Annotated in this window: 20 protein-coding genes and 1 pseudogene; 6 read left to right on the plus strand and 15 right to left on the minus strand. The window is 37.5% G+C overall.

Annotation, left to right across the window (positions count from 1 at the left end):
- Window positions 1–10: 10 nt before the first annotated feature.
- The 11 genes and pseudogenes from tmk to ACNTMY_RS07515 form a co-directional block, all read right to left on the minus strand.
- The gene (gene tmk / locus ACNTMY_RS07465; protein ID WP_423215978.1) at window positions 11–643 is read right to left on the minus strand and encodes a dTMP kinase; all 633 of its coding nucleotides are present in this window, start codon (window positions 641–643) and stop codon (window positions 11–13) included.
- Between the two features lie 88 nt (window positions 644–731).
- A complete protein-coding gene (locus ACNTMY_RS07470) occupies window positions 732–1,391 on the minus strand; it encodes a CBS domain-containing protein (RefSeq protein WP_423215979.1) in 660 nt (219 codons plus the stop codon).
- Between the two features lie 108 nt (window positions 1,392–1,499).
- On the minus strand, window positions 1,500–2,210 hold the full coding sequence (locus ACNTMY_RS07475) for an ABC transporter ATP-binding protein (RefSeq protein ID WP_024343676.1): 711 nt from the start codon (window positions 2,208–2,210) through the stop codon (window positions 1,500–1,502).
- Window positions 2,210–2,974: an ABC transporter ATP-binding protein gene (locus ACNTMY_RS07480; RefSeq protein ID WP_423215980.1), complete on the minus strand. Its 765-nt coding sequence runs from the start codon at window positions 2,972–2,974 to the stop codon at window positions 2,210–2,212. The genes ACNTMY_RS07475 and ACNTMY_RS07480 overlap by 1 nt, the downstream gene beginning before the upstream one ends.
- Window positions 2,974–3,927 (minus strand): branched-chain amino acid ABC transporter permease, encoded by a 954-nt coding sequence (locus ACNTMY_RS07485; protein ID WP_423215981.1) that lies wholly within the window; start codon window positions 3,925–3,927, stop codon window positions 2,974–2,976. The genes ACNTMY_RS07480 and ACNTMY_RS07485 overlap by 1 nt, the downstream gene beginning before the upstream one ends.
- A 3-nt stretch (window positions 3,928–3,930) precedes the next feature.
- A complete protein-coding gene (locus tag ACNTMY_RS07490) occupies window positions 3,931–4,815 on the minus strand; it encodes a branched-chain amino acid ABC transporter permease (protein WP_423215982.1) in 885 nt (294 codons plus the stop codon).
- A gap of 55 nt (window positions 4,816–4,870) precedes the next feature.
- Complete coding sequence (locus tag ACNTMY_RS07495; protein ID WP_423215983.1) at window positions 4,871–6,049, minus strand: ABC transporter substrate-binding protein; 1,179 nt, start codon at window positions 6,047–6,049, stop codon at window positions 4,871–4,873.
- A gap of 96 nt (window positions 6,050–6,145) precedes the next feature.
- A complete protein-coding gene (locus tag ACNTMY_RS07500) occupies window positions 6,146–6,397 on the minus strand; it encodes a DUF2129 domain-containing protein (protein WP_021142941.1) in 252 nt (83 codons plus the stop codon).
- Entirely contained in the window at window positions 6,390–6,827 is a 438-nt protein-coding gene (locus ACNTMY_RS07505; protein ID WP_423215984.1) for a YlbF family regulator, read from the minus strand. The genes ACNTMY_RS07500 and ACNTMY_RS07505 overlap by 8 nt, the downstream gene beginning before the upstream one ends.
- Window positions 6,828–6,931: 104 nt before the next feature.
- Window positions 6,932–7,525, minus strand: a pseudogene (locus ACNTMY_RS07510) (ATP-dependent Clp protease proteolytic subunit); the annotation flags it as partial.
- A 73-nt stretch (window positions 7,526–7,598) separates the two neighbouring features.
- Window positions 7,599–8,492 carry a DMT family transporter gene (locus ACNTMY_RS07515; RefSeq protein ID WP_423215985.1) on the minus strand — a complete coding sequence of 298 codons (894 nt, stop codon included), beginning with the start codon at window positions 8,490–8,492 and terminating at the stop codon, window positions 7,599–7,601.
- Between the two features lie 112 nt (window positions 8,493–8,604).
- Here ACNTMY_RS07515 and ACNTMY_RS07520 point away from each other — a divergent pair, with 112 nt between their 5' ends.
- Entirely contained in the window at window positions 8,605–9,474 is an 870-nt protein-coding gene (locus ACNTMY_RS07520; protein WP_423215986.1) for a LysR family transcriptional regulator, read from the plus strand.
- Window positions 9,475–9,538: 64 nt separating this feature from the next.
- Here the strand turns inward: ACNTMY_RS07520 and upp are convergent, their stop codons facing one another.
- The 4 genes from upp to ACNTMY_RS07540 all read right to left on the minus strand — a co-directional run bounded on the left by upp (window position 9,539) and on the right by ACNTMY_RS07540 (window position 14,530).
- The gene (gene upp / locus ACNTMY_RS07525; protein WP_423215987.1) at window positions 9,539–10,168 is read right to left on the minus strand and encodes a uracil phosphoribosyltransferase; all 630 of its coding nucleotides are present in this window, start codon (window positions 10,166–10,168) and stop codon (window positions 9,539–9,541) included.
- A gap of 148 nt (window positions 10,169–10,316) precedes the next feature.
- On the minus strand, window positions 10,317–11,480 hold the full coding sequence (locus ACNTMY_RS07530) for a MalY/PatB family protein (RefSeq protein WP_423215988.1): 1,164 nt from the start codon (window positions 11,478–11,480) through the stop codon (window positions 10,317–10,319).
- Between the two features lies 1 nt (window position 11,481).
- Window positions 11,482–12,576 carry a cystathionine gamma-synthase gene (locus ACNTMY_RS07535; protein WP_423215989.1) on the minus strand — a complete coding sequence of 365 codons (1,095 nt, stop codon included), beginning with the start codon at window positions 12,574–12,576 and terminating at the stop codon, window positions 11,482–11,484.
- A 319-nt stretch (window positions 12,577–12,895) separates the two neighbouring features.
- On the minus strand, window positions 12,896–14,530 hold the full coding sequence (locus ACNTMY_RS07540) for a putative polysaccharide biosynthesis protein (protein ID WP_423215990.1): 1,635 nt from the start codon (window positions 14,528–14,530) through the stop codon (window positions 12,896–12,898).
- Window positions 14,531–14,625: 95 nt separating this feature from the next.
- Here ACNTMY_RS07540 and ACNTMY_RS07545 point away from each other — a divergent pair, with 95 nt between their 5' ends.
- From ACNTMY_RS07545 to ACNTMY_RS07565, 5 genes are all read left to right on the plus strand, one after another.
- The gene (locus ACNTMY_RS07545; RefSeq protein ID WP_423215991.1) at window positions 14,626–16,077 is read left to right on the plus strand and encodes a UDP-N-acetylmuramoyl-L-alanyl-D-glutamate--L-lysine ligase; all 1,452 of its coding nucleotides are present in this window, start codon (window positions 14,626–14,628) and stop codon (window positions 16,075–16,077) included.
- 174 nt (window positions 16,078–16,251) lie between these two features.
- Entirely contained in the window at window positions 16,252–17,034 is a 783-nt protein-coding gene (locus ACNTMY_RS07550) for an ABC transporter ATP-binding protein (protein WP_423215992.1), read from the plus strand.
- 24 nt (window positions 17,035–17,058) lie between these two features.
- Window positions 17,059–17,991 carry an ABC transporter substrate-binding protein gene (locus ACNTMY_RS07555; protein ID WP_423215993.1) on the plus strand — a complete coding sequence of 311 codons (933 nt, stop codon included), beginning with the start codon at window positions 17,059–17,061 and terminating at the stop codon, window positions 17,989–17,991.
- Between the two features lie 29 nt (window positions 17,992–18,020).
- Entirely contained in the window at window positions 18,021–19,040 is a 1,020-nt protein-coding gene (locus ACNTMY_RS07560) for a FecCD family ABC transporter permease (RefSeq protein WP_423215994.1), read from the plus strand.
- Window positions 19,037–20,038, plus strand: coding sequence for a FecCD family ABC transporter permease (locus tag ACNTMY_RS07565; RefSeq protein ID WP_423215995.1), 1,002 nt, complete (start codon window positions 19,037–19,039; stop codon window positions 20,036–20,038). The genes ACNTMY_RS07560 and ACNTMY_RS07565 overlap by 4 nt, the downstream gene beginning before the upstream one ends.
- Window positions 20,039–20,149: the final 111 nt, after the last annotated feature.

Consider the following 20,149-nt stretch of genomic DNA (forward strand, 5'->3'; position numbering starts at 1 on the left):
AATTCCTTTACTAGTTTTTAGCCAAGCGTTCAAGAATCACTTGTGTTGCATCACCTACGACTTGCTCTAATTCACGCGAAGCATCAATCGTTACAATACGATCTTCTGTTTGAGCCAAATCCAAGTATCCTTGTCTAACACGCTTGTGCATATCCAATTTTTCTAAATCAAGACGATTAACTTCTCGGTCAGCATTTTTTGCGATTCGAGCCAAACCGACTTCTGATTCAACATCGAAATAAAGAGTCAACTCAGGTTCTCTGCCATCCGTTGAAAAATCATTTAATTTTGCAATAATGTCTTTATCAAGTCCACGTCCAGCACCTTGATAAGCAATTGAGCTATCAATAAAACGGTCAATCAAGACCACCTTACCTGCCTCTAAAGCAGGTAGAACCTTCTCAACATAATGCTGACGACGTGCTGCCATATACAAAAGCAATTCTGTCTTGCTATCCATAGCAACGTGCTTAACGTCCAAAATAACATCACGAATGCGTTCAGCGATTTCAACACCACCAGGTTCACGTGTCGTTACAATATCGTAGCCCTTTTCTTCAAGAACTGGAATAACTTTTTCTAAAACTGTTGTTTTTCCAGCGCCATCTGGACCTTCAAATGAAATGATTATACCGTTTTTCATGAAAATTCCTTAATACTTTTTCTCTACTCCTATTTTATCAAAAATCACACAAAAAAGCACTGCTAATCTTAGCAATGCTTTGAAATCATTAGTCAATTTCCTTTGCAGAAGTCAATTCAATAGCGTCTACTTGAATTCCTTGTGATACAAGTTTATCACGCAAATCAGCGACATCAGCCTTGCCATCAATCTGGATTTCAATGACAACTTTTCCAGACTTGCGTGTTGCAACTACCGTGCGCTTGATATTAAGATTATCAGCAGAAATCGTATCTACAATCTTAGCTAGAGTTCCGACAGTATCATCAGCAGTAATGATGACACGAACACCTTCTTGCCCATAACCAGACACTTCAAGAAACGCTTTAAAAACATCTTTTTCCGTAATAACACCATGAACTCGGCCGTGCTCAACCACTGGTAAAATACCAACTTGGTGTTTCATCATAGCATAAACGGCATCTTCAAGACTAGCATATGGCGAAACTGTAATCACATCTCGAACCATAATATCTCGAATCTTTGTCTTATTTAACAAATAATTCATTTCATAAATAGATAAGGACGTTGCTTTTGATGGGCTCGCTTCTGCCATCGTTCTTTCTGTCACAATCCCAACCAGTTGGTCGTTTTCGATAACTGGCATTCGGCATATTCCTTCTTCTCGCATCATATCAGCCGCATGTGCAACCTTTGTATCAGGTGACACATAGACAACTTTTCTTGTCATAAAATCCTTAACTGCCATAATTATTCTCCAGTTTTTTTCTTTTTCAATTATTATAACATCAATTAAAAGCGTTTACACAAAACAACAAAAGGCGGAATTTACCACCCTTTATTGCGAAGCTAACTTTTATCCACCAAGATAGGCTTTACGCACTTCTTCTGATTCTAATAGCTCTTTACCAGTTCCTGAAAGAACAACTTTTCCTGTTTCTAAAACATAGCCACGATCAGCAATCGCCAAAGCTTTATTGGCATTTTGCTCAATCAAAAGAACTGTTGTTCCTTGTTTTTGAATATCTTGAATGATATCAAAAATTTCTTGAATAAAGATTGGAGCAAGTCCCATTGACGGTTCATCAAGAAGAAGTAATTTTGGTTGGCTCATCAACGCACGACCCATGGCAAGCATTTGTTGTTCACCACCTGAAAGTGTTGCTGCATCTTGCATCTTACGTTCTTCAAGACGTGGAAAACGGTCAAAAACTTTCTTCAAATTCTTTTGATTTTCTTCACGGTCATTTCGTAAGAATGCACCAAGTTCTAGGTTTTCAAGGACAGTCAATCCTGGAAAAACGTGACGTCCCTCAGGAACCTGAGACAATCCACCTGCAACGATTTTACGAGCTGGTTCTTTTTGAATTTCTTGACCTAAAAATTCAATCTTACCAGCGCTTGGACGCACCAAACCAGAAATTGTTCGAAGAATTGAGGTTTTACCAGCACCGTTTGCACCGATAAGCGTCACCACTTCTCCTTCATTAACTTCAAATGAAACGTCTTTTACAGCTTGGATAACGCCGTAATGAACTGATAAATTATCAACTTTTAACATTGCCATTATCCTTCACCTCCAAGATAAGCTTCGATTACGCGTTGATCATTTTTAATTTCATCTGGAGTACCGTGAGCAATTAATCGTCCATATTCAAGAACATAAATGCGCTCAGTTACCTCCATAACAAGACTCATATCGTGCTCGATAAGCATGATTGTAATGTTAAATTCTTCCTTAATTTTTCGGATGAGTTGAGTTAACTCAGCAGTTTCTTGTGGGTTCATACCAGCAGCAGGTTCATCCAAGAAAAGAATCTTAGGCTGAGTCGCTAACGCACGTACGATTTCCAAGCGACGTTGTTGCCCGTAAGAAAGATTTTTAGCAAGTGTTTCAGCGTCTCCATCCAAATCAAAAATCGCTAATAATTCCATAGCTTTTTGGCGAAGCGCATCTTCGCTTTGGTAGAATTTTGGCAAACGAAGAAAACTTGATAGAAGATATGGTTTATTTTGATTTGCCATACCAACAAGTACATTTTCCAAAACTGTCATGTCCTTAAAGAGGCGGATATTTTGGAAAGTACGTGACAAACCAAGAGATGCAATTTTATATGGTTTCTTCCCATTAAGAAGAGTACCATCTAGAGTTACTGAACCTTCACTTGGTTCATAAACTCCTGTTAAAAGGTTGAAAAGAGTTGTTTTACCTGCGCCGTTTGGTCCGATTAATCCAACCAACTCACCTTCGTTCAGATGCATGGTAACATCACCAACAGCCGTCAACCCACCAAAGTTTTTAGTTAGATTTTTTACATCTAAAAGTGCCATTAGTGCTTACCTCCTTTGCCTTTATTGAAAAACTGAGACAGTGTAAATTCTTTTGTCCCTAAAAGTCCACCTGGACGGAAAATCATCACCAAAATCAAAGCAAGTGAATAGATAATCATACGCAAGTTTGAAACATTTTGTAAAAACATGTTCAAAATTCCTAAAACAATAGCTGCTAGAATTGTTCCTGTAATTGAACCAAGACCACCTAAAACAGCGATGATTAAGTAATCAATTGACTTCATGATAGTAAAGTCTTTTGGTACAACCGTTCCGATGTAGCCAACATAAAGTGATCCAGCGATAGCTGAGATAATTGCCCCCATCACAAAAATCATAACTTTCATTTTAGTGACGTTGACACCCATGGCTTCTGCTGCAATTTCATCTTCACGCACCGCAATAACTTGACGACCCGTAGAAGAACGCAAAAAGTTTAAAATCAAAACAGTAATTGCTGCCACGAAAATGAAGATAACATGCCATGACGTATATGGCAAAATCCCTGTTAAACCAGCGGCACCATTTGTCAACTCACCACCATTAACAATCACGATACGGATAATTTCAGCCATACCAAGAGTTGCAATGGCAAGATAGTCACCCTTTAAGCGAAGCGTTGGAATACCAAAGACTAGTGCTACAAGGATAGCAATCACAACACCAACTAGCATTGAAAAATAGAAACCACCGTAAGTTGGATTTTGTTGTGTGATAATGGCTGTTGAGTAAGCACCGATTGCCATGAAACCAGCTTGTCCAAGGGTGAATTGGCCTGAAAAACCAAGTACCAAGTTGGTACCAAGCCCCATCAAAATACTGATTCCAATCCCCATTAAAATTTGAATATAATAAAGATTCAGAATATTTGTTTTAGTTAAAAACTCTACAATTCCAAAAAGTACAACTACCAAGGCAAGCCAAGAAAGATTGATTTTTAGATTCTTTTTCATTTTCTACACCTTCTCTTTCACATTTTTACCAAGGATACCGGCAGGTCTTACCAATAGAATGATAATTAAAACACCGTAAACAATGGCATCTCGATAGCTTGAGAGGTTAAGCGAGATTGATAAAGTTTCCAAAATACCGATAACAAATCCACCAAGAGCAGCACCTGGAATGATGCCAATACCACCAAGAACGGCAGCTACGAAAGCTTTAATACCGGGCGTCATCCCCATAAGTGGCTCGATTGAATTGTAGTAAAGCCCAATCAAAACACCAGCGGCACCAGCAAGCGCTGAACCAAGGGCAAATGTAAAACTGATAGTTGAATTAACATTAATCCCCATCAATTCAGCCGCATCACTATCAACAGACACCGCACGCATAGCTTTACCCATTTTTGTTTTCTTGACAATCAATTGTAAGGCAACCATCAAGACAAGCGAAACCACTAGAATCAATAGTTGAATATTTGTCACAGTCACAGGTCCAAGCTTGTAGCTAACAATATCAATAGCCTGTGGGAATGAACGCGTATTGGCACCAACCAAGAAAACCATACCGTATTCAAGGAAGAATGACACACCAATCGCTGTAATCAAGGCTGCAATTCGTGTTGAGTGACGCAAGGGACGATAGGCTAAAAATTCAATAACCATTCCGATGAATGCTGTCACAATCATTGTCACAATTAGCGAAATCCAAAAATTCATGTGAAGAACGCTAATCGAATAATATCCGATAAATGCACCAAGCATATAAATATCGCCATGTGCAAAGTTAATTAACTTAATAATCCCATAAACCATGGTATATCCGAGAGCCAACAAGGCATAAATACTTCCAAGGATAATACCATTAACCAGTTGTTGGGGAAGTTGTTCTAAAAACATAAAGCACCAAACTTTCTAGTCATGTGATAAAAACTAATCAAAAATAAAATTAATTTTATTCCTCAATTTCAACAGCATCCGCAGAAGCTTCAACACCATCTTTCATCGCAACCATCAAGGCTGTTTTGATTGGATTGTGTTTTTTATCAATAGTCATCGTACCAGTCACACCGTCAAAATCTTTTATTTTTGCTAAATTATTAGCAATATCAATTGATGTTTTGGCACCTTCAGATGCTTTAGCAATCATATAAACTGAATCATAAGAAAGTGCAGCAAACATATTTGGCTCTGAACCATATTTTGCTTTATAAGCTTTAATGAAATCTGTTGCTTTGGCTGATAATGCCGTTTTAGTTGAATAACCAGACACATAATAAACACCGTTAGTATTTGCCTTACCTGCCAAGTCACCAAAACTTTCATCGTTAAATCCGTCAGGGCCCAAAATTGGAACACTAATTCCCATATCACGCGCTTGTTTTGTGATAATACCAGTTTCTGTGTAATACCCGGGCATGACAATGGCATCATAATCCATGTTTTTAATTTTTGTTAAAGCTGATTGGAAATCTTTATCTCCAGATGCAAAAGTCGCTGTTGAGACAATCTCACCTTGATATTTTTCCTTAAACTCTTCAGCAATCCCTTTAGCATAGTCACTTGAATTATCATAATAAAGAACAACTTTTTTGGCATTCAAGTTGCTAAAAGCATACTGAGCTAGGACTTGGCCTTGGAAACTATCTTGGAAAGTTGTACGGAATACGTACTTTTTAACACCGTCGACTTTATCAAGAGTCAAATCATCTTGTGTCCCACTCGGTGTCAACAAAGGCACACCAGTCTTTTGAGCATTTAAACTTGCAGCTGCAACCGCACCTGACGTAGCAGGACCAATCATAGCATTTACTTGACTTTGAATCGCCAAATTCGTAGCTGCTGTTGATGCTTCTGCATTTTCTGACTTATTATCCTTTGTAACAAGTTCAATTTTTTTACCTTTTACACCGCCAGCTTTGTTAATCTCTTGAACAGCAAGCTTAACACCGTTATTTTCGGCATTACCATAGGCAGCAACTGTACCAGTTAATTCTAGGTTAACACCAATTTTTAAAGTGTTACCAATTTTTGTACCAGTAGCATTCGCTGTCACGTCTGGGGACTTGCTACAAGCCATTAAGGCAATTGAGGCTAAAAAAGTTAGCGCTGCTAGCGCAATCTTTTTATGCATAAACTTTCTCCTCATCTTCTAATTTAAAATATTTTCAAAGAATACTGAATTATCTGAAAATTTATAATATTCTTTGGTTTTCAAATTCATATTATATCAAAAATGTTCCAAATTGCCTACAAAATCTTGATTAATATTATCAAATTCTGATAAAGTAACTGCTTTCACAAATTTTAAAGCTGAAATTTCTTCGACAACAGCTTCTGCTTCTTCTTTATTGACGTACAAAACTTGATAATGTAATTTGCGAGAATGGTAAAGAACATCTCCATATTTGCTAAGCTTTCTAGCATCACGATTATAATATAGATAAACGATAATTCCCTGACGTTCTTGTTTTTTAAACATCCCTCTTTTCCTTTCCTCCACAATGATGGTGCGCCTTGTGCGGTGCTAATGGCAAACCAGTATCTACAAAAATAGTTGGTGATATGGCAGATGATACTTTTTGTGACAATTCTGCTAAAATTTCTTGAACTTCTACTTCGCTCTGTCTTAAGCGACTAACTTTCTCATTCATATCAAGAGCTCTTTTTTCTTTTAACAACTGACGGCGAAGTTCTCGAACTTCTGGTCTAAAAGCAAGATAATCTTTATTTTCCTCGTAAGATTGTTTCAATTCTTGAAAGTGTGCAATCTTTTCTTGTAGCGCTGAATTAGCTAAAAATTCTTGCTTAATTTCTAAATATGATTTTACAGAATCTAAAGTAAAAAAAGTTTGGGCAACATCATCGATTGCCTCATCAATTTCCAATAATTGTTCATCTATTGCCAACATACTTTGATTATATCATATTTAGACATAAATGTATCCCTGTCCCGCTTAGAGCAAAAATCAAAAAAGCCCGCAAAATGCGAGCTTTTTACATTAATAAAATCTTATTAGTTCAATTCGTTGTTGACCATGATTTCATCGATGAAGCCATATTCAAGAGTTTCTTGAGCGCTCATCCAGTTATCACGTTCAGCATCTGCGTGAACTTTTTCCAATGTTTGACCTGAATTATCAGCCAAAATTTGTTCCAAGTTTTGACGTGTTTTCAAAAGATGTTCAGCAGCGATTGCCATATCAGTTTGTTGAGTACCGCCACCAGTACCACCCATTGGTTGGTGAATCATGTATTCAGCATTTGGCAACATGAATCGTTTACCTTTTGTACCTGATGATGCAATGATTGTACCCATTGATGCAGCCATACCCATAACGATTGTTTGAACGTCAGATTTGATGAAGTTCATTGTATCGACGATAGCAAGACCAGCTGAAACTGATCCTCCAGGTGTATTAACATAAAGATAGATGTCTTTTGTATTATCTTGTGCATCAAGGAACAATAGTTGAGCAATGATAGAATTTGCCATATTATCTTCAACTGGTCCAGTTAGCATAATGATACGATCTTTCAAAAGACGTGAATAAATATCATATGAGCGTTCACCGCGGCTTGTTTGTTCAATAACTACAGGAATCATATCTTTTCTCCTTTGTTTTAAATCTTAACCTGAGACTATTATAATCAAATGGTCAAAAAAGGTCAAATAAAAAATTTTAATATTCCACTTTTTCCTGTAGCAAAATGACATGGCTGTTCTTTTTCGGTTGATAAATCGTCAAAAGCACACCGACAAAAATCAAAACTGTCCCTAAAAAAGCTAAACCGCTCAGCCATTCTCCAAAGAAAATCAAAGCAAAAATAGCTGTGAAAATAGGTTCTAACGAAAACATCACACTGGTAAATTCAGCACTGACATAAGATTGAACAATCGTCTGCATCACCCATCCATAAGCTGAGCAAATCAGAGCTAGCCCTAAAACTGAAAACCAAACTAAGCTAGAATGCGGTAGAACTGGTGTTTCAAAACTAAATGTTCCTATTAAAGCGTACAAGCTAGCAAAACCTAATTGCCAAATTCCTAAACTCATCGCATCAACCTTCTCAACTAAATGCTTAGAAAGGATAATATATACAGCATATAAAGTTGCAGATGTTAAACACATCACAGCTCCAATATTGAATTGTGACAAATCAGCTCCTGTTAATAGGTAAAGCCCTGATAAAACAATAAGAATAGCTATGACTGTTTTTAAATCAGGCATTTTTCGTGTCAAAATAGCACGCAAAGTTGGAACAATCACCACTGTTGTAGAAGCTAAAAAACCTGCTGTCGAAGCTGAAGTATCAATGACACCTACAATAAGAAAATAAAAAACAGCAAATAGTATTATCCCCGCAAATGCGCTATAAGCCATCAATTTCCAAGAAAATGTTTCCTTTAAGTAACGATAAAAAATGAATACTAAAGCCAAAAAAGCTAAGCCACAGCGCAGAGCTACTAATTCAATGGCGGGAATTTCAGAAGCACCAAGCGCCATAAACAGATAGGACATTCCCCACGCAAGAGGAACACTCACTGAAAAAAGTTTAGCATGTTTTTGAACCATGATTCTCACCTCTCACTCCTAATATCTTGTTTTATTATAAGGTCATATTGGCCATAAGTAAAATTAAAGTATATAATAGAAGAATAAGTTTTACTTATCGAAAGGTATTATTATGATTTCAAAATATGCTATTTTCTGTTTGGTTATTGAATTGGGGTCATTCACAAAAGTAGCTCAGCAATTAAATTATTCACAGAGTGCAATTAGTCAGACAATCAAAAATCTTGAAAAGGAAATTGGAACTTGTCTGCTAACGCGAGGTCATGAAGGCCTCCATCTGACCAAAGATGGAGAAGCCCTTTACCCTTATTTTCAACAAATTGTTCAAAGTGAAAAACAGCTGACCAAAAAAATCGAGGAACTCCAAGGGCTAAATAAAGCTGAAATCCGCATTGGGATTTTTACATCAGCTAGTCGAAATTTCATTTTACCCTTTATTAAAGATTTTAAAGCCAAACACCCAACTGTGAATTTCGTTCTTAAACAAGGAGACTATACCAGCATTCATCAATGGCTTGATACTGGACAAGTTGACTTAGGATTTACGCACATCGATTATGTTGGAAAATTGCAATCACAAGTTCTTTACCAAGATTGCCTTTATGCAGTCTTGCCAAGTAAGCATCCTTTAGCTAAGCAAGATGAAGTATCCCTTGCTGACTTAGCTAAAACTGAATTAATTCTACTTGATGAAGGGGAAAATAGTTTAACACGCGCTGCATTTGAAACAGCCAACATCACTCCTACATTTGCCTACGAAATTTACGACGACTATACTATTTTAGAAATGATTCGACAAGATTTAGGAGTCAGTCTTCTTTATGAAAATTTTCTTGATGGCTTGACACTTCAGGATTTGACTATTCGTCACATTGCCGAAAAGCCATTTAGAACTATTGTGCTAGCTTGGAAGAACTGGCAGACTCTCCCTCTGGCGGCTCAAGAATTCGCTAAAACTATTTCTAGCAAAATTAAAAACTGACACAATCAAAAAAGGTTTGAGTTCATTAAACTCAAACCTTTTTATTAAGTAAGATAACTTAATCTTATTTTGTACCGAACAAACGGTCACCAGCGTCACCAAGACCTGGTACAATATATCCATTTTCGTTAAGTTTTTCATCAAGAGCTGCAGTGTAGATATCGATATCTGGATGTGCTTCTTGAAGAGCTTTAACACCTTCTGGAGCAGCAACAAGACAGATGAATTTGATGTTAGCTGCACCACGTTTTTTAAGAGAGTCAACCGCTAAAATTGCAGAACCACCTGTAGCAAGCATTGGGTCTACAATAAAGATTTGACGTTGGTCGATATCTTCTGGTAATTTCACAAGATATTCAACTGGTTGCAATGTTTCTTCATCACGATACATACCAATATGACCAACTTTTGCAGCTGGAATAAGACTCAAGAAACCATCAACCATACCGATACCAGCACGTAAAATAGGAACAATTGCAAGTTTTTTACCAGTCAATTGCTTTTGAGCTGTTTTTGTAATAGGTGTTTCAATTTCAACATCTTCTAGAGGAAGGTCGCGAGAAACTTCATAACCCATAAGCATAGCGATTTCGTTAGCCAATTCGCGGAAATCTTTAGTTGAAGTTGTTGCGCGACGTAAAATTGACAATTTGTGTTGGATAAGCGGGTGTGAGATAACTTGGAATTTTCCCATGATTGTACTCCTTTTATACTGAATTTTGTTTAACCTTATCAATTATAGCAGAAAATGGCAAAATATGCTAAAAATTTATGACGAATGTCATATTTTTTGACAAAATGCGAAATCACAAAAAAAGTGAACCTAAGTCCACTTTCAATTTCTATTTTCCAAAAACTTGAGCGATACGTTTGCTTGCTTCGACAATCGTTTCAAAAGGTGTTGCTGCATTTAAGCGTGCAAAATATTTTCCTTCTTTTCCAAAGTGAGCCCCATCATTTAGCACCACTTTAGCTTCTTTTTGCAACGTTTCATCCAGTTGTGGCTGTTCAATACCATAAGCTGAAAAATCAAGCCAAACGAGATAAGTTCCTTCTGGTTTCATCACCTTAATCTTGGTATTTTCTTCAAAGTAGTCTGATAGGTAGTTAATATTTTTTTCAACCACTTTTTTCAACTCTTCTAGCCAAGCCTTGCCGTGATTAAACGCCACTTCTGTCGTAATCATTCCAATTGTAGGGACTTCATGCTGGTTATTAGCAAGCTGCACACGCTGAAATTTTTTCTTGAGTTTTGGATTCTGAATAATGGCAAAACTATTTTTCGTACCAGCAATGTTAAATGTTTTAGTCGCTGAAGATAAAATGATTGTAAAATCTTTAAATCGATGATCAACAGTATTGAATGAATGGTGTTTATTTCTAAAGAGAGCCAAGTCTTGATGAATCTCATCAGATACCAGAATCACACCATGTTTTTGGCAAAGTTCACCAATCTTTTTCAATTCTACTTCTGTCCACACACGCCCTCCTGGATTATGCGGGCTACAAAAAATATATAACTTAACCTGATTGTCCACAATATCTTTTTCAAGTTGCTCAAAATCAATTTCAAAATGACCATTTTGAATGCTCAAAGAATTTTCCACCAACTTACGGTCATTAAGTCGGACTGTTCGAGCAAATGGATAATAAACTGGTGAGTTGATAAGAACAGCATCACCTTTTTCCGTGAAAGCTTGAATGGCAACAGAAATCGCGGGAACGACGCCATCAATAAATGAAATCTCTTCTTTTTTCACCTCATAGCCATGCTCACTTTTCTCCCAATCAATCACTGATTGATACAGAGATTCTTTAAAATAATTGTAGCCAAAAATATGCTCTTGACCATAAGCAACAATGGCTTCTTTGATTTCTGGAACAGGTAAAAAATCCATATCTGCCACCCATAGTTGCAATAAATCAGGATTATCTTCCGAGCTCTGCCATTTATAAGTAAATTGGTTTAAGCGATTTGGTCTGGTTGTAAAATCGTATTGTCCCATACTAGTCCTCCAAAGCATTTTTTAAATCATCAATTAAATCATCTACATCTTCGATACCAATCGAAAGGCGTAGCAAGTCGTTTGTCAAACCGTAAGAAAGGCGAACATCTTCTGGAATATCAGCATGAGTCTGGGTTCTCGGATATGTAATTAAACTTTCTACTCCACCTAAACTTTCAGCAAAAGTAATGACTTCAAGGCTATTGATAATATGAGGAATTTTTTCTTCGTCAACTACTTTGAAAGAAATCATCCCCCCTTTTCCTGTATAAAGAACTTCTTTAACAGCTGGTGATTTTTTCAAAAAAGCAACAATCTCTTGAGCATTTTCAGTTGCTTTTTCCATACGAAGTTTTAAAGTCTTAAGCCCACGCATCAGCATGTAAGAATCAAACGGCGATAGAGTTGGTCCCGTAGTGTTGAGGTTATAAAAGAGTTTATCATAAATAGCTTTATCACTTGTGATTACGACACCAGCTAAAACATCATTGTGACCAGCTAAATATTTTGTCGCTGAGTGAACGACAATATCTGCCCCGAGCGTAATCGGATTTTGGTAAATTGGACTATAAAAAGTGTTATCCACGACCAACTTTGCACCATGTTTATGAGCTACTTTAGCAACCTTTTCAATGTCAAATTCAATCATCAATGGGTTTGTTGGTGTTTCAAGATAGACAAGATCTGTTTCCTCTGAAATAGCAGTCAAAAGATCTGTTTCATTATTAGCATATGTAAAGTTGAAGCGTCCTTCTTTTTCTTTATCGTTAAACCATCTAAAAGAGCCACCGTATAAATCACGCGCAGCCACAACTTTTGCCCCTACAGGAAAAATATCTAGCGCTAAAACAATAGCACTCATTCCAGATGATGTCGCTAGCGCATAATCAGCATTTTCAATAGCCGCTAATGTTTTTTCAAGTGTCGCACGTGTTGGATTTTTCGTTCTTGTATAATCAAAGCCAGTTGATTGTCCAAATTCTGGGTGTTGGTAAGTCGTCGAGAAATGAATTGGCGCAGCCAAAGCACCAGTTGCTTCATCAGATTTAATCCCAGCATGCGCTAAAATCGTAGCCAATTTACAGTCACTTTTCATAAAAACTCCTCTCTTCTCACATAACTTAAATAGCATTCAAAAATTTTTATAGCATTTATTCTATCATTTATTTCTTTGAAAACAGCTCTTCTGGGCTATTCTATTTCTTGATAGTTAGCTATAACAAAAAACTATAACAAAAAAAAGCGAGTTAGTTTCACTGGACTTGACTCGCTTCTATATCCTATGCTCATGAAAAAACAGTCCACTGGACTTAACTCGCTTCCCAGTTTTCAGGCTCATGAAAAAACAGTCCACTGGACTTAACTCGCTCCCCTATTTTCAGGCTCATGAAAAAACAGTCCACTGGACTGTTTTTTTATTCCATATGTAATTTTTGACGGAGTACTTTTGCTTTATTGCCGATTAATTTGTCTAGTAAATGAGTAGCGAGTGCAAGGAATCCATACACAAGAACACCTAAAGCTCCCATCAAGACAAGGTATACGACACTTCCAAAGCGTGTTGTTGGACTAATAACAAAATGAAGTCCAAATGTCCCTAATGCCACAACAACTCCCATAATAGCTGTTAAAATGGTTACCAAAAGTACTCCACGCAACAAGGCTTTACGATTGAAATGTGTCACAGCATGAATCTGATTAAACATCAAGACAATCGGAATCAACAAACCAATAGCTGTTGATAGCAAAGGTCCATATGCTTTAAAAAGATAGATAAATGGTACTTGTAAGACTACTTTAACAACTAAGCCGTAAGCAAAATAGTTAATAGCTTTGCGGTTTTCAAACAAGGCTTGAAGCATCGGCGCAAGTAAACTATAAAGTGCTAAGAAAATAACCTGAACCAAAGCACCGACAAACAACCAAAGTGCTGCATCATTTGGTGCTCCGTAGAAAAGCGTATAAAGGGGCTGGGCTAAGATGATTGCTCCCATCATTGCTGGGAAAAGCACCATACATAGCATTTGCAGACTGTTAATTACCAAATGCGCTGCTGCTTTTTTATCTTTGTTAACAAAATTTTCTGTTAAAAGTGGAATACCTGCTCCACCAATCGCTGTCGCAAGCGAAATCAAAATCATTGTAACTTTGTTTGGATTACTTGATAAATAAGCATAGAGAATTTGCAATTCCTTAAGGCTGTGATTTGTGAATACCTTCATGGAATTGATGAAAGACCATTGGTCAACTAATTGGAAAAGTTGAATTGCTGCTCCAGTAATGATAAATGGAATAGCCTCTTTCACAGTTTCAATGATAATAGCTTTGGCATCAATATCGACATCATCATTTTCTTTAGAGAGAATGGCATGCAGTTTTCCTTCTTTCCAAAGGAAGAAAATAAGTACTGCAATACTTGCAATCATCCCGATAAAGGCAGCAAATGTTGATTGAACAACTGCTGAAACATAATCGCCTGAGCCAATTTTCATAATCATGAATGCTGTGAGCAACATCCAAATTACACGGATAACTTGCTCAGCAATCTGACTCATGGCGTAAGGTTTTAGATTATTAAATCCTTGGAAAAAGCCACGAAGAACACTCATAGATGGGAAAAGGAGAACCGCCCATGCTAGACTCTGCATGACACGAATCAAATCTTCTCCGCCACCACTCCATGCGGCTTGAATTGGTGCACCGACGTACATAATCGCTGCAAAAATAAAGCCAAGCACCAAGGTTAATTTTAAAATTTTTCGTAAGAGATAATAACTAGTCTCTTCTTGGCCAAGCGTGTTATACTTAGAAACTTGCTTTGCAATGGCAACTGGAATCCCTGCTGTTGAAATCAATAGAAAAACAGCATAGATATTGTAGCCCATTCCAAAAAGAGCATTGGCTTGCTCAGCATGTGTTCCCATCCAAGCATACCACGGAATAATGTAGAAAGCCCCCAAAAGGCGACTGATGAAGTTTGAAGCTGTCAACCATGCAGCTCCGCGCACCATCTGTTGTTGCTGTGTCATATTTGTTTTGTTTTCAGACATAGTTTTCTTCCTAATTAAAAAATAAGCGTTACATTTTATTATAAACTTTTGCTTGTGACTTGTAAAACAAAGACATAAAGTCTAAAATAGAGTGTATGATTACACTTGAAAAAACCCTCGATATCCTGAAAAAAGATCATAATTTCCGCGAAATTATCTTCCACAATCACTACAGCCTTGACTGGAAAGAAAAGTCTAGTTTTTCAAAAATTAGCTTTGATAGTCGCGATGTAGATAGTTCAACACTTTTCTTTGCAAAAGGGGCAACTTTTAAAAAAGAATATCTAGAACAAGCTGTCCAACTTGGCTTGCCTTTCTACGTCAGTCAAGTTGACTATGAACTTGATATTCCTGCTATCATCGTAACAGATATCAAAAAAGCGATGAGCTTGATTGCCATGGAATTCTATGGTCATCCAGAAGAAAAATTAAAGATCATTGCTTTCACTGGTACAAAAGGGAAAACAACTGCTGCTTACTTTACTTATAATATCTTGAAGCAAAGTCACAAACCAGCTATGTTTTCAACGATGAATACAACCCTCGATGGCAAAACATTCTTCAAGTCAAAATTAACAACACCTGAAAGTCTTGACCTTTTCAAAATGATGGCTACTGCTGTTGATAATGGTATGACTCATCTGATCATGGAAGTTTCAAGCCAAGCTTATCTTGTTGATCGTGTCTACGGATTGACATTTGATGTTGGTGCATTTCTCAATATCAGCCCAGACCACATTGGACCGATTGAACACCCAACTTTTGAAGATTACTTCTACCACAAACGTCTGTTAATGGCAAATAGCAAAGCTGTTGTGGTTAATGCTGGCATGGATCATTTCAAAGTCGTTGCTCAACAAGTCGCTGACAAACCACACGATTTTTATGGTAATGGTTCTGAAAATACAATTGAAAATGGTAGAGCTTTTGATTTTGACGTGACAGGCAAACTTGCTGGTCATTATGACATCCAACTCATCGGATCATTCAACCAAGAAAACGCGGTAGCTGCTGGACTTGCTTGTCTTCACCTAGGAACAAGCCTTGAAGACATCAAAAAAGGAATCTCAGAAACTAGCGTGCCAGGTCGTATGGAAGTTGTCACTCAAGCAAATGGTGCCAAAGTCTTTGTCGATTACGCTCATAACGGTGATAGCCTTGAAAAATTACTTTCTGTTGTTGAAGAACATCAAAAAGGTCAACTTTACTTAATTTTGGGTGCAACTGGAAATAAAGGTGAAAGTCGTCGTGCAGACTTTGCGCGTGTTATCAACGCTCATCAAAATCTCAATGTCATCTTAACAGCTGACGACCCTAACTACGAAGACCCTCAAGCTATTGCTGAAGAAATCGCAAGTCAAGTAACGCGCTCATTAGACATTCAAGTTGACCGTGAAAAAGCAATTGCCCAAGCTATGCTACTCACGAAAAATGAAAATGATGCAGTTATTATTGCGGGTAAAGGTGCAGACGCTTACCAAATCGTTAACGGTGAACGCACAGCTTATGCAGGCGACCTAAATATTGCTAAAAAATACCTTAATTAGAATGGTTATTGTTGATATTTAGAATGATTCTAATTAATTAAAAAAACATTATATTTTTGTAAAAATATTTCCAAAAAAGGCTTACAAAGGCCTTTTTTCTATGCTAAAATAAAAAGGCAATTCTTCGTTTAAAAGAATTGCTTTTTACTATTTTCTGATGAAAGGAGGTCTTTTATGTCAGAAATCAAAGCTGAAAAAATTTCAGTAGCTTATGATGACAAAGTGATTATTGAGAATTTATCCACTAAAATCGCTCATCAAAAAATCACAACAATCATTGGCGCTAACGGCTGTGGAAAATCGACACTTCTAAAATCTTTAACACGCATCCAAGCTGTCAAAGAAGGAAAAATCTTAATTGACGGTCAAGCAATCGCTACTTTGCCAACTAAGGAAGTGGCAAAAAAGATTGCTTTGCTGCCACAAGTCTTAGAAGCTACTGAAGGCATTTCAGTTTATGAACTTGTTTCGTATGGTCGCTTCCCGCATCAACATTATCTAGGAAGGCTAAACGAAAAAGACAAAGAGAAAATTGACTGGGCAATGCAAATGACTAAAGTCTACGAATTTGCCGATAAAAAAGTTGATTCTCTTTCTGGTGGTCAACGTCAACGTGTCTGGATTGCTATGGCTTTAGCACAAGATACAGATACTATCTTTTTAGATGAGCCCACAACTTATCTCGATATGAACCACCAACTGGAAATCTTGGAATTACTTAAAAAACTCAACCAAGATACCAAAAAAACAATTATTATGGTCTTACATGATTTGAACTTGTCAGCTCGATTTTCAGATGAATTGATTGCCATGAAAAATGGGCAAATTAAATACCACGACAATGTTCAAGGCATCATGACAGCAGATATTTTACGTGATATTTTTAGCATCGATGCCAAAATCATCCAAGACCCTATCCATAACTGTCCAATTTTGCTGACTTATCAGCTCGTATAGATTTATTAGCAGGAGACGCTTAACATGAAAAAATTTTTCATCACCTTAACAACTTTCCTTGCAACACTTATGTTAGTTGCTTGTCAAAATACATCGTCAACATCAAATAAGACTGAACTTTCTAGCATGCCAAAAATTACTGGCTTTTCTTATGAAGGTGACATTCCAAAAAATCCTAAAAAAGTCGTTAACTTTGCTTACTCATACACAGGTTACCTTTTAGAACTTGGTGTTGATGTTTCAAGTTATTCTCTTGATTTGGAAAAAAATAGCCCAGCTTTTGGTGATCAACTAGCTGACGCCGTTCAATTGACTTCTGACGACACAGAAGCCATCGCTGCGCAAGAACCAGATCTTATCATCGCTTTTTCAACAGATGAACACCTCAAAGAGTTAAAAGATATTGCCCCAGTTTTGGTTATCGAATTTGGTAAGAGTGATTACCTTGAAATGATGACAAACCTTGGTAAAGTCTTCGGAAAGGAAGATAAAGCTCAAAAATGGCTTGATAACTGGGAAGAAAAAACTGCCAAAGCTAAAGAAGAACTTGGTCAATACATCGCCCCTTCAACTACCTTTACCGTTATGGACTTTTACGACAAAGATATTTATCTTTATGGCGATAACTGGGGACGTTCTGGTGAGTTGATTTATGATTCACTTGGCTTTTCTGCGCCTCAAAAAGTGCAAGATGATGTCTTTTCTGCTGGTTGGTTTGGTGTTTCACAAGAAGTTCTTGGAGATTACGCAGGTGATTACCTTGTCGTAAACGTTAGCGATGATACTAAAAATGCTGCAGCATCCCTAAAAGAAAGTGATGTTTGGAAAAATATCCCAGCCGTTAAAAACAATCATGTCCTTGAAGTCGATGAAAATCTCTTCTACTTCTCAGATCCAATGTCACTTGATAAACAGCTAGATGCTTTTGTCGATACCATCAAAAAAGCTAATAGCTAAATTTTGAACACTTCTGAAAAGGAAATACAATGAAACAATCGTATCTTCTTCAGAAAAATAAGCCAGGTCAAGCTTGGCTTGTTTTTTTCGGCATTAGTATTTTATTCTTTCTTGGCTGGTATTTTGGGCTTCGCTTTGGAGCTGTTTCCTATTCAAACCAAGAATTATTAAGTGTTGCTAAAGCACCTTTGACTGACTCAAGCTTGCAGGACGTGATTTTCGACCTACGTTTGCCAAGAACAATTGCTGCCATTTTAGTTGGTGCTGCCATGGCTCAAGCTGGTAGTATTATCCAAGGTGTCACGCGCAATCCTATCGCTGACCCTGGGCTTCTTGGAATCAATGCTGGTGCAGGACTTGCTTTAATTGTTGGCTACGCTATTTTTGGTAGTATGCATTATAGCTTAACCCTACTTGTCTGCTTAATTGGTGCTATTCTTGCGGCATGCTTGATTTTTGGCATAGCCTATCATCCTAAAAAAGGTTATCAACAGATTCGTATTATTCTGGCGGGTGCCATGATTTCGACTCTCTTTTCATCTTTAGGTCAAGCTGTCACTTTGTATTTTGATTTGTCCAAGGCAGTCATTGGCTGGCAAGCTGGTGGTTTAGCGCAGGTCAATTGGAAAATGCTTGGCATTATTTCACCGGTTATTATTATTGGTTTGATTTTAGCGCAATTGTTAGCTCATCAGTTGACTATTTTAAGTCTTGATGAAACTGTCGCAAAATCTCTAGGACAGAAAACTTTTCTGATAACGATTAGTTTACTGGGCATTGTGGTTGCTTTGTCAGCTGCAGCTGTGGCGCTAGTTGGTAGCCTAGCTTTTGTGGGCTTGATTATTCCGCATTGCATTAAAATGTGTGTTGGAAAGGACTATCGTGTCCTTCTTCCTTTAACAGCATTTGCTGGTAGCACCTTTATGCTTTGGGTCGACTTGATTTCTCGTACTATTAATCCACCAGCTGAGACTCCACTGAGTGCAATTATCAGTATCGTTGGTCTTCCGTGCTTCTTGTGGCTAATGAGAAAGGGGGAAAATTTATGAGGCAAAAATTTCATTTTACAAAACGCTTCTTTTCTCTCTTAATTCTACTATTAGTCATCTTTCTAGCATCACTAGCTATCGGATACGCCAATTCATCAATCATTGAAGTGCTCAAAGTATTTCTTGGAAAATCAAATGCGACCATGTCTCTAATCGTCCTAAAAATCAGACTTCCTCGCATCTTAGCTTGCATGCTTGGCGGAGCTGCCTTAGCAGTATCAGGCGTTTTACTACAGACTCTCACAAAAAATCCGTTAGCTGACTCAGGCATTTTAGGGATAAATGCTGGTGCTGGATTTGTCATTGCCATAATGATTGGACTGCTAGATATATCAAATCCAAAAATTCTAGCATTTATGCCATTTTTAGCCATGATAGGTAGTATCATCACAATCTGTACAGTTTACGCTATCTCTCATCAAAAGAATCAGCCTATCTCTCCTTCACGACTAATCATCGCTGGTGTCGGCGTTTCAAGCCTACTCTCTGGCATAATGATTTCCATTATTGATAATCTTGATATTGGAAAAACAGATTATATCGTCTCATGGCTGAGCGGAAAGGTGACTGGGGGTAACTGGCAGACTCTCATGACACTTACACCTCTATTTCTTATAGCCTTAGGACTAACTTATTGGCACAGCTATATTTTAAACATGATGATGTTCAGTGAGGAGACGACAATTGCGCTTGGTGTTAACATCAAAAAAGAACGACTCGTGCTTCTCATCTTGTCGACAGCACTGGCAGCACTGAGTGTCATTCTAGTTGGCAATATTACTTTCATTGGTCTGCTGTCAGGTCATATCACAAAACAGCTATTTGGCAACGACCACCGCGTAACCTTGCCAGCTAGCATGATTGTGGGCATGATTTTAATGCTCGTTGCCGATACCATTGGACGAAGTCTTTTAGTTGGTACTGGCATTCCGACAGGCATTATCATCTCAGTTATCGGTGCTCCTTATTTTCTTTATCTCATGATTAAGACAAATTAAAAAGCTGAGACAAAAGTACTCAGCATCTTTGTTTATATAGTTATTATTTACAAGGCGCAGTAGTTGAGTGGGTTCTAATGCGCTGATAAATCAGCTTTGATAACCCTACTC

It is taken from the genome of Streptococcus equinus, from assembly GCF_049393735.1.
GTDB classification, from domain to species: Bacteria; Bacillota; Bacilli; order Lactobacillales; family Streptococcaceae; genus Streptococcus; species Streptococcus equinus_G.

Coding starts and splice junctions, on each gene's coding strand:
- ACNTMY_RS07495 (WP_423215983.1), bottom strand. CDS start 6,049: ATGCATAAAAAGATTGCGCTAGCAGCGCTAACTTTTTTAGCCTCAATT.
- ACNTMY_RS07480 (WP_423215980.1), bottom strand. CDS start 2,974: ATGGCACTTTTAGATGTAAAAAATCTAACTAAAAACTTTGGTGGGTTG.
- ACNTMY_RS07485 (WP_423215981.1), bottom strand. CDS start 3,927: ATGAAAAAGAATCTAAAAATCAATCTTTCTTGGCTTGCCTTGGTAGTT.
- ACNTMY_RS07520 (WP_423215986.1), top strand. CDS start 8,605: ATGATTTCAAAATATGCTATTTTCTGTTTGGTTATTGAATTGGGGTCA.
- ACNTMY_RS07565 (WP_423215995.1), top strand. CDS start 19,037: ATGAGGCAAAAATTTCATTTTACAAAACGCTTCTTTTCTCTCTTAATT.
- ACNTMY_RS07475 (WP_024343676.1), bottom strand. CDS start 2,210: ATGGCAATGTTAAAAGTTGATAATTTATCAGTTCATTACGGCGTTATC.
- ACNTMY_RS07505 (WP_423215984.1), bottom strand. CDS start 6,827: ATGTTGGCAATAGATGAACAATTATTGGAAATTGATGAGGCAATCGAT.
- ACNTMY_RS07500 (WP_021142941.1), bottom strand. CDS start 6,397: ATGTTTAAAAAACAAGAACGTCAGGGAATTATCGTTTATCTATATTAT.
- ACNTMY_RS07545 (WP_423215991.1), top strand. CDS start 14,626: ATGATTACACTTGAAAAAACCCTCGATATCCTGAAAAAAGATCATAAT.
- tmk (WP_423215978.1), bottom strand. CDS start 643: ATGAAAAACGGTATAATCATTTCATTTGAAGGTCCAGATGGCGCTGGA.
- ACNTMY_RS07555 (WP_423215993.1), top strand. CDS start 17,059: ATGAAAAAATTTTTCATCACCTTAACAACTTTCCTTGCAACACTTATG.
- ACNTMY_RS07540 (WP_423215990.1), bottom strand. CDS start 14,530: ATGTCTGAAAACAAAACAAATATGACACAGCAACAACAGATGGTGCGC.
- ACNTMY_RS07470 (WP_423215979.1), bottom strand. CDS start 1,391: ATGGCAGTTAAGGATTTTATGACAAGAAAAGTTGTCTATGTGTCACCT.
- ACNTMY_RS07550 (WP_423215992.1), top strand. CDS start 16,252: ATGTCAGAAATCAAAGCTGAAAAAATTTCAGTAGCTTATGATGACAAA.
- ACNTMY_RS07560 (WP_423215994.1), top strand. CDS start 18,021: ATGAAACAATCGTATCTTCTTCAGAAAAATAAGCCAGGTCAAGCTTGG.
- upp (WP_423215987.1), bottom strand. CDS start 10,168: ATGGGAAAATTCCAAGTTATCTCACACCCGCTTATCCAACACAAATTG.
- ACNTMY_RS07490 (WP_423215982.1), bottom strand. CDS start 4,815: ATGTTTTTAGAACAACTTCCCCAACAACTGGTTAATGGTATTATCCTT.
- ACNTMY_RS07535 (WP_423215989.1), bottom strand. CDS start 12,576: ATGAAAAGTGACTGTAAATTGGCTACGATTTTAGCGCATGCTGGGATT.
- ACNTMY_RS07515 (WP_423215985.1), bottom strand. CDS start 8,492: ATGGTTCAAAAACATGCTAAACTTTTTTCAGTGAGTGTTCCTCTTGCG.
- ACNTMY_RS07530 (WP_423215988.1), bottom strand. CDS start 11,480: ATGGGACAATACGATTTTACAACCAGACCAAATCGCTTAAACCAATTT.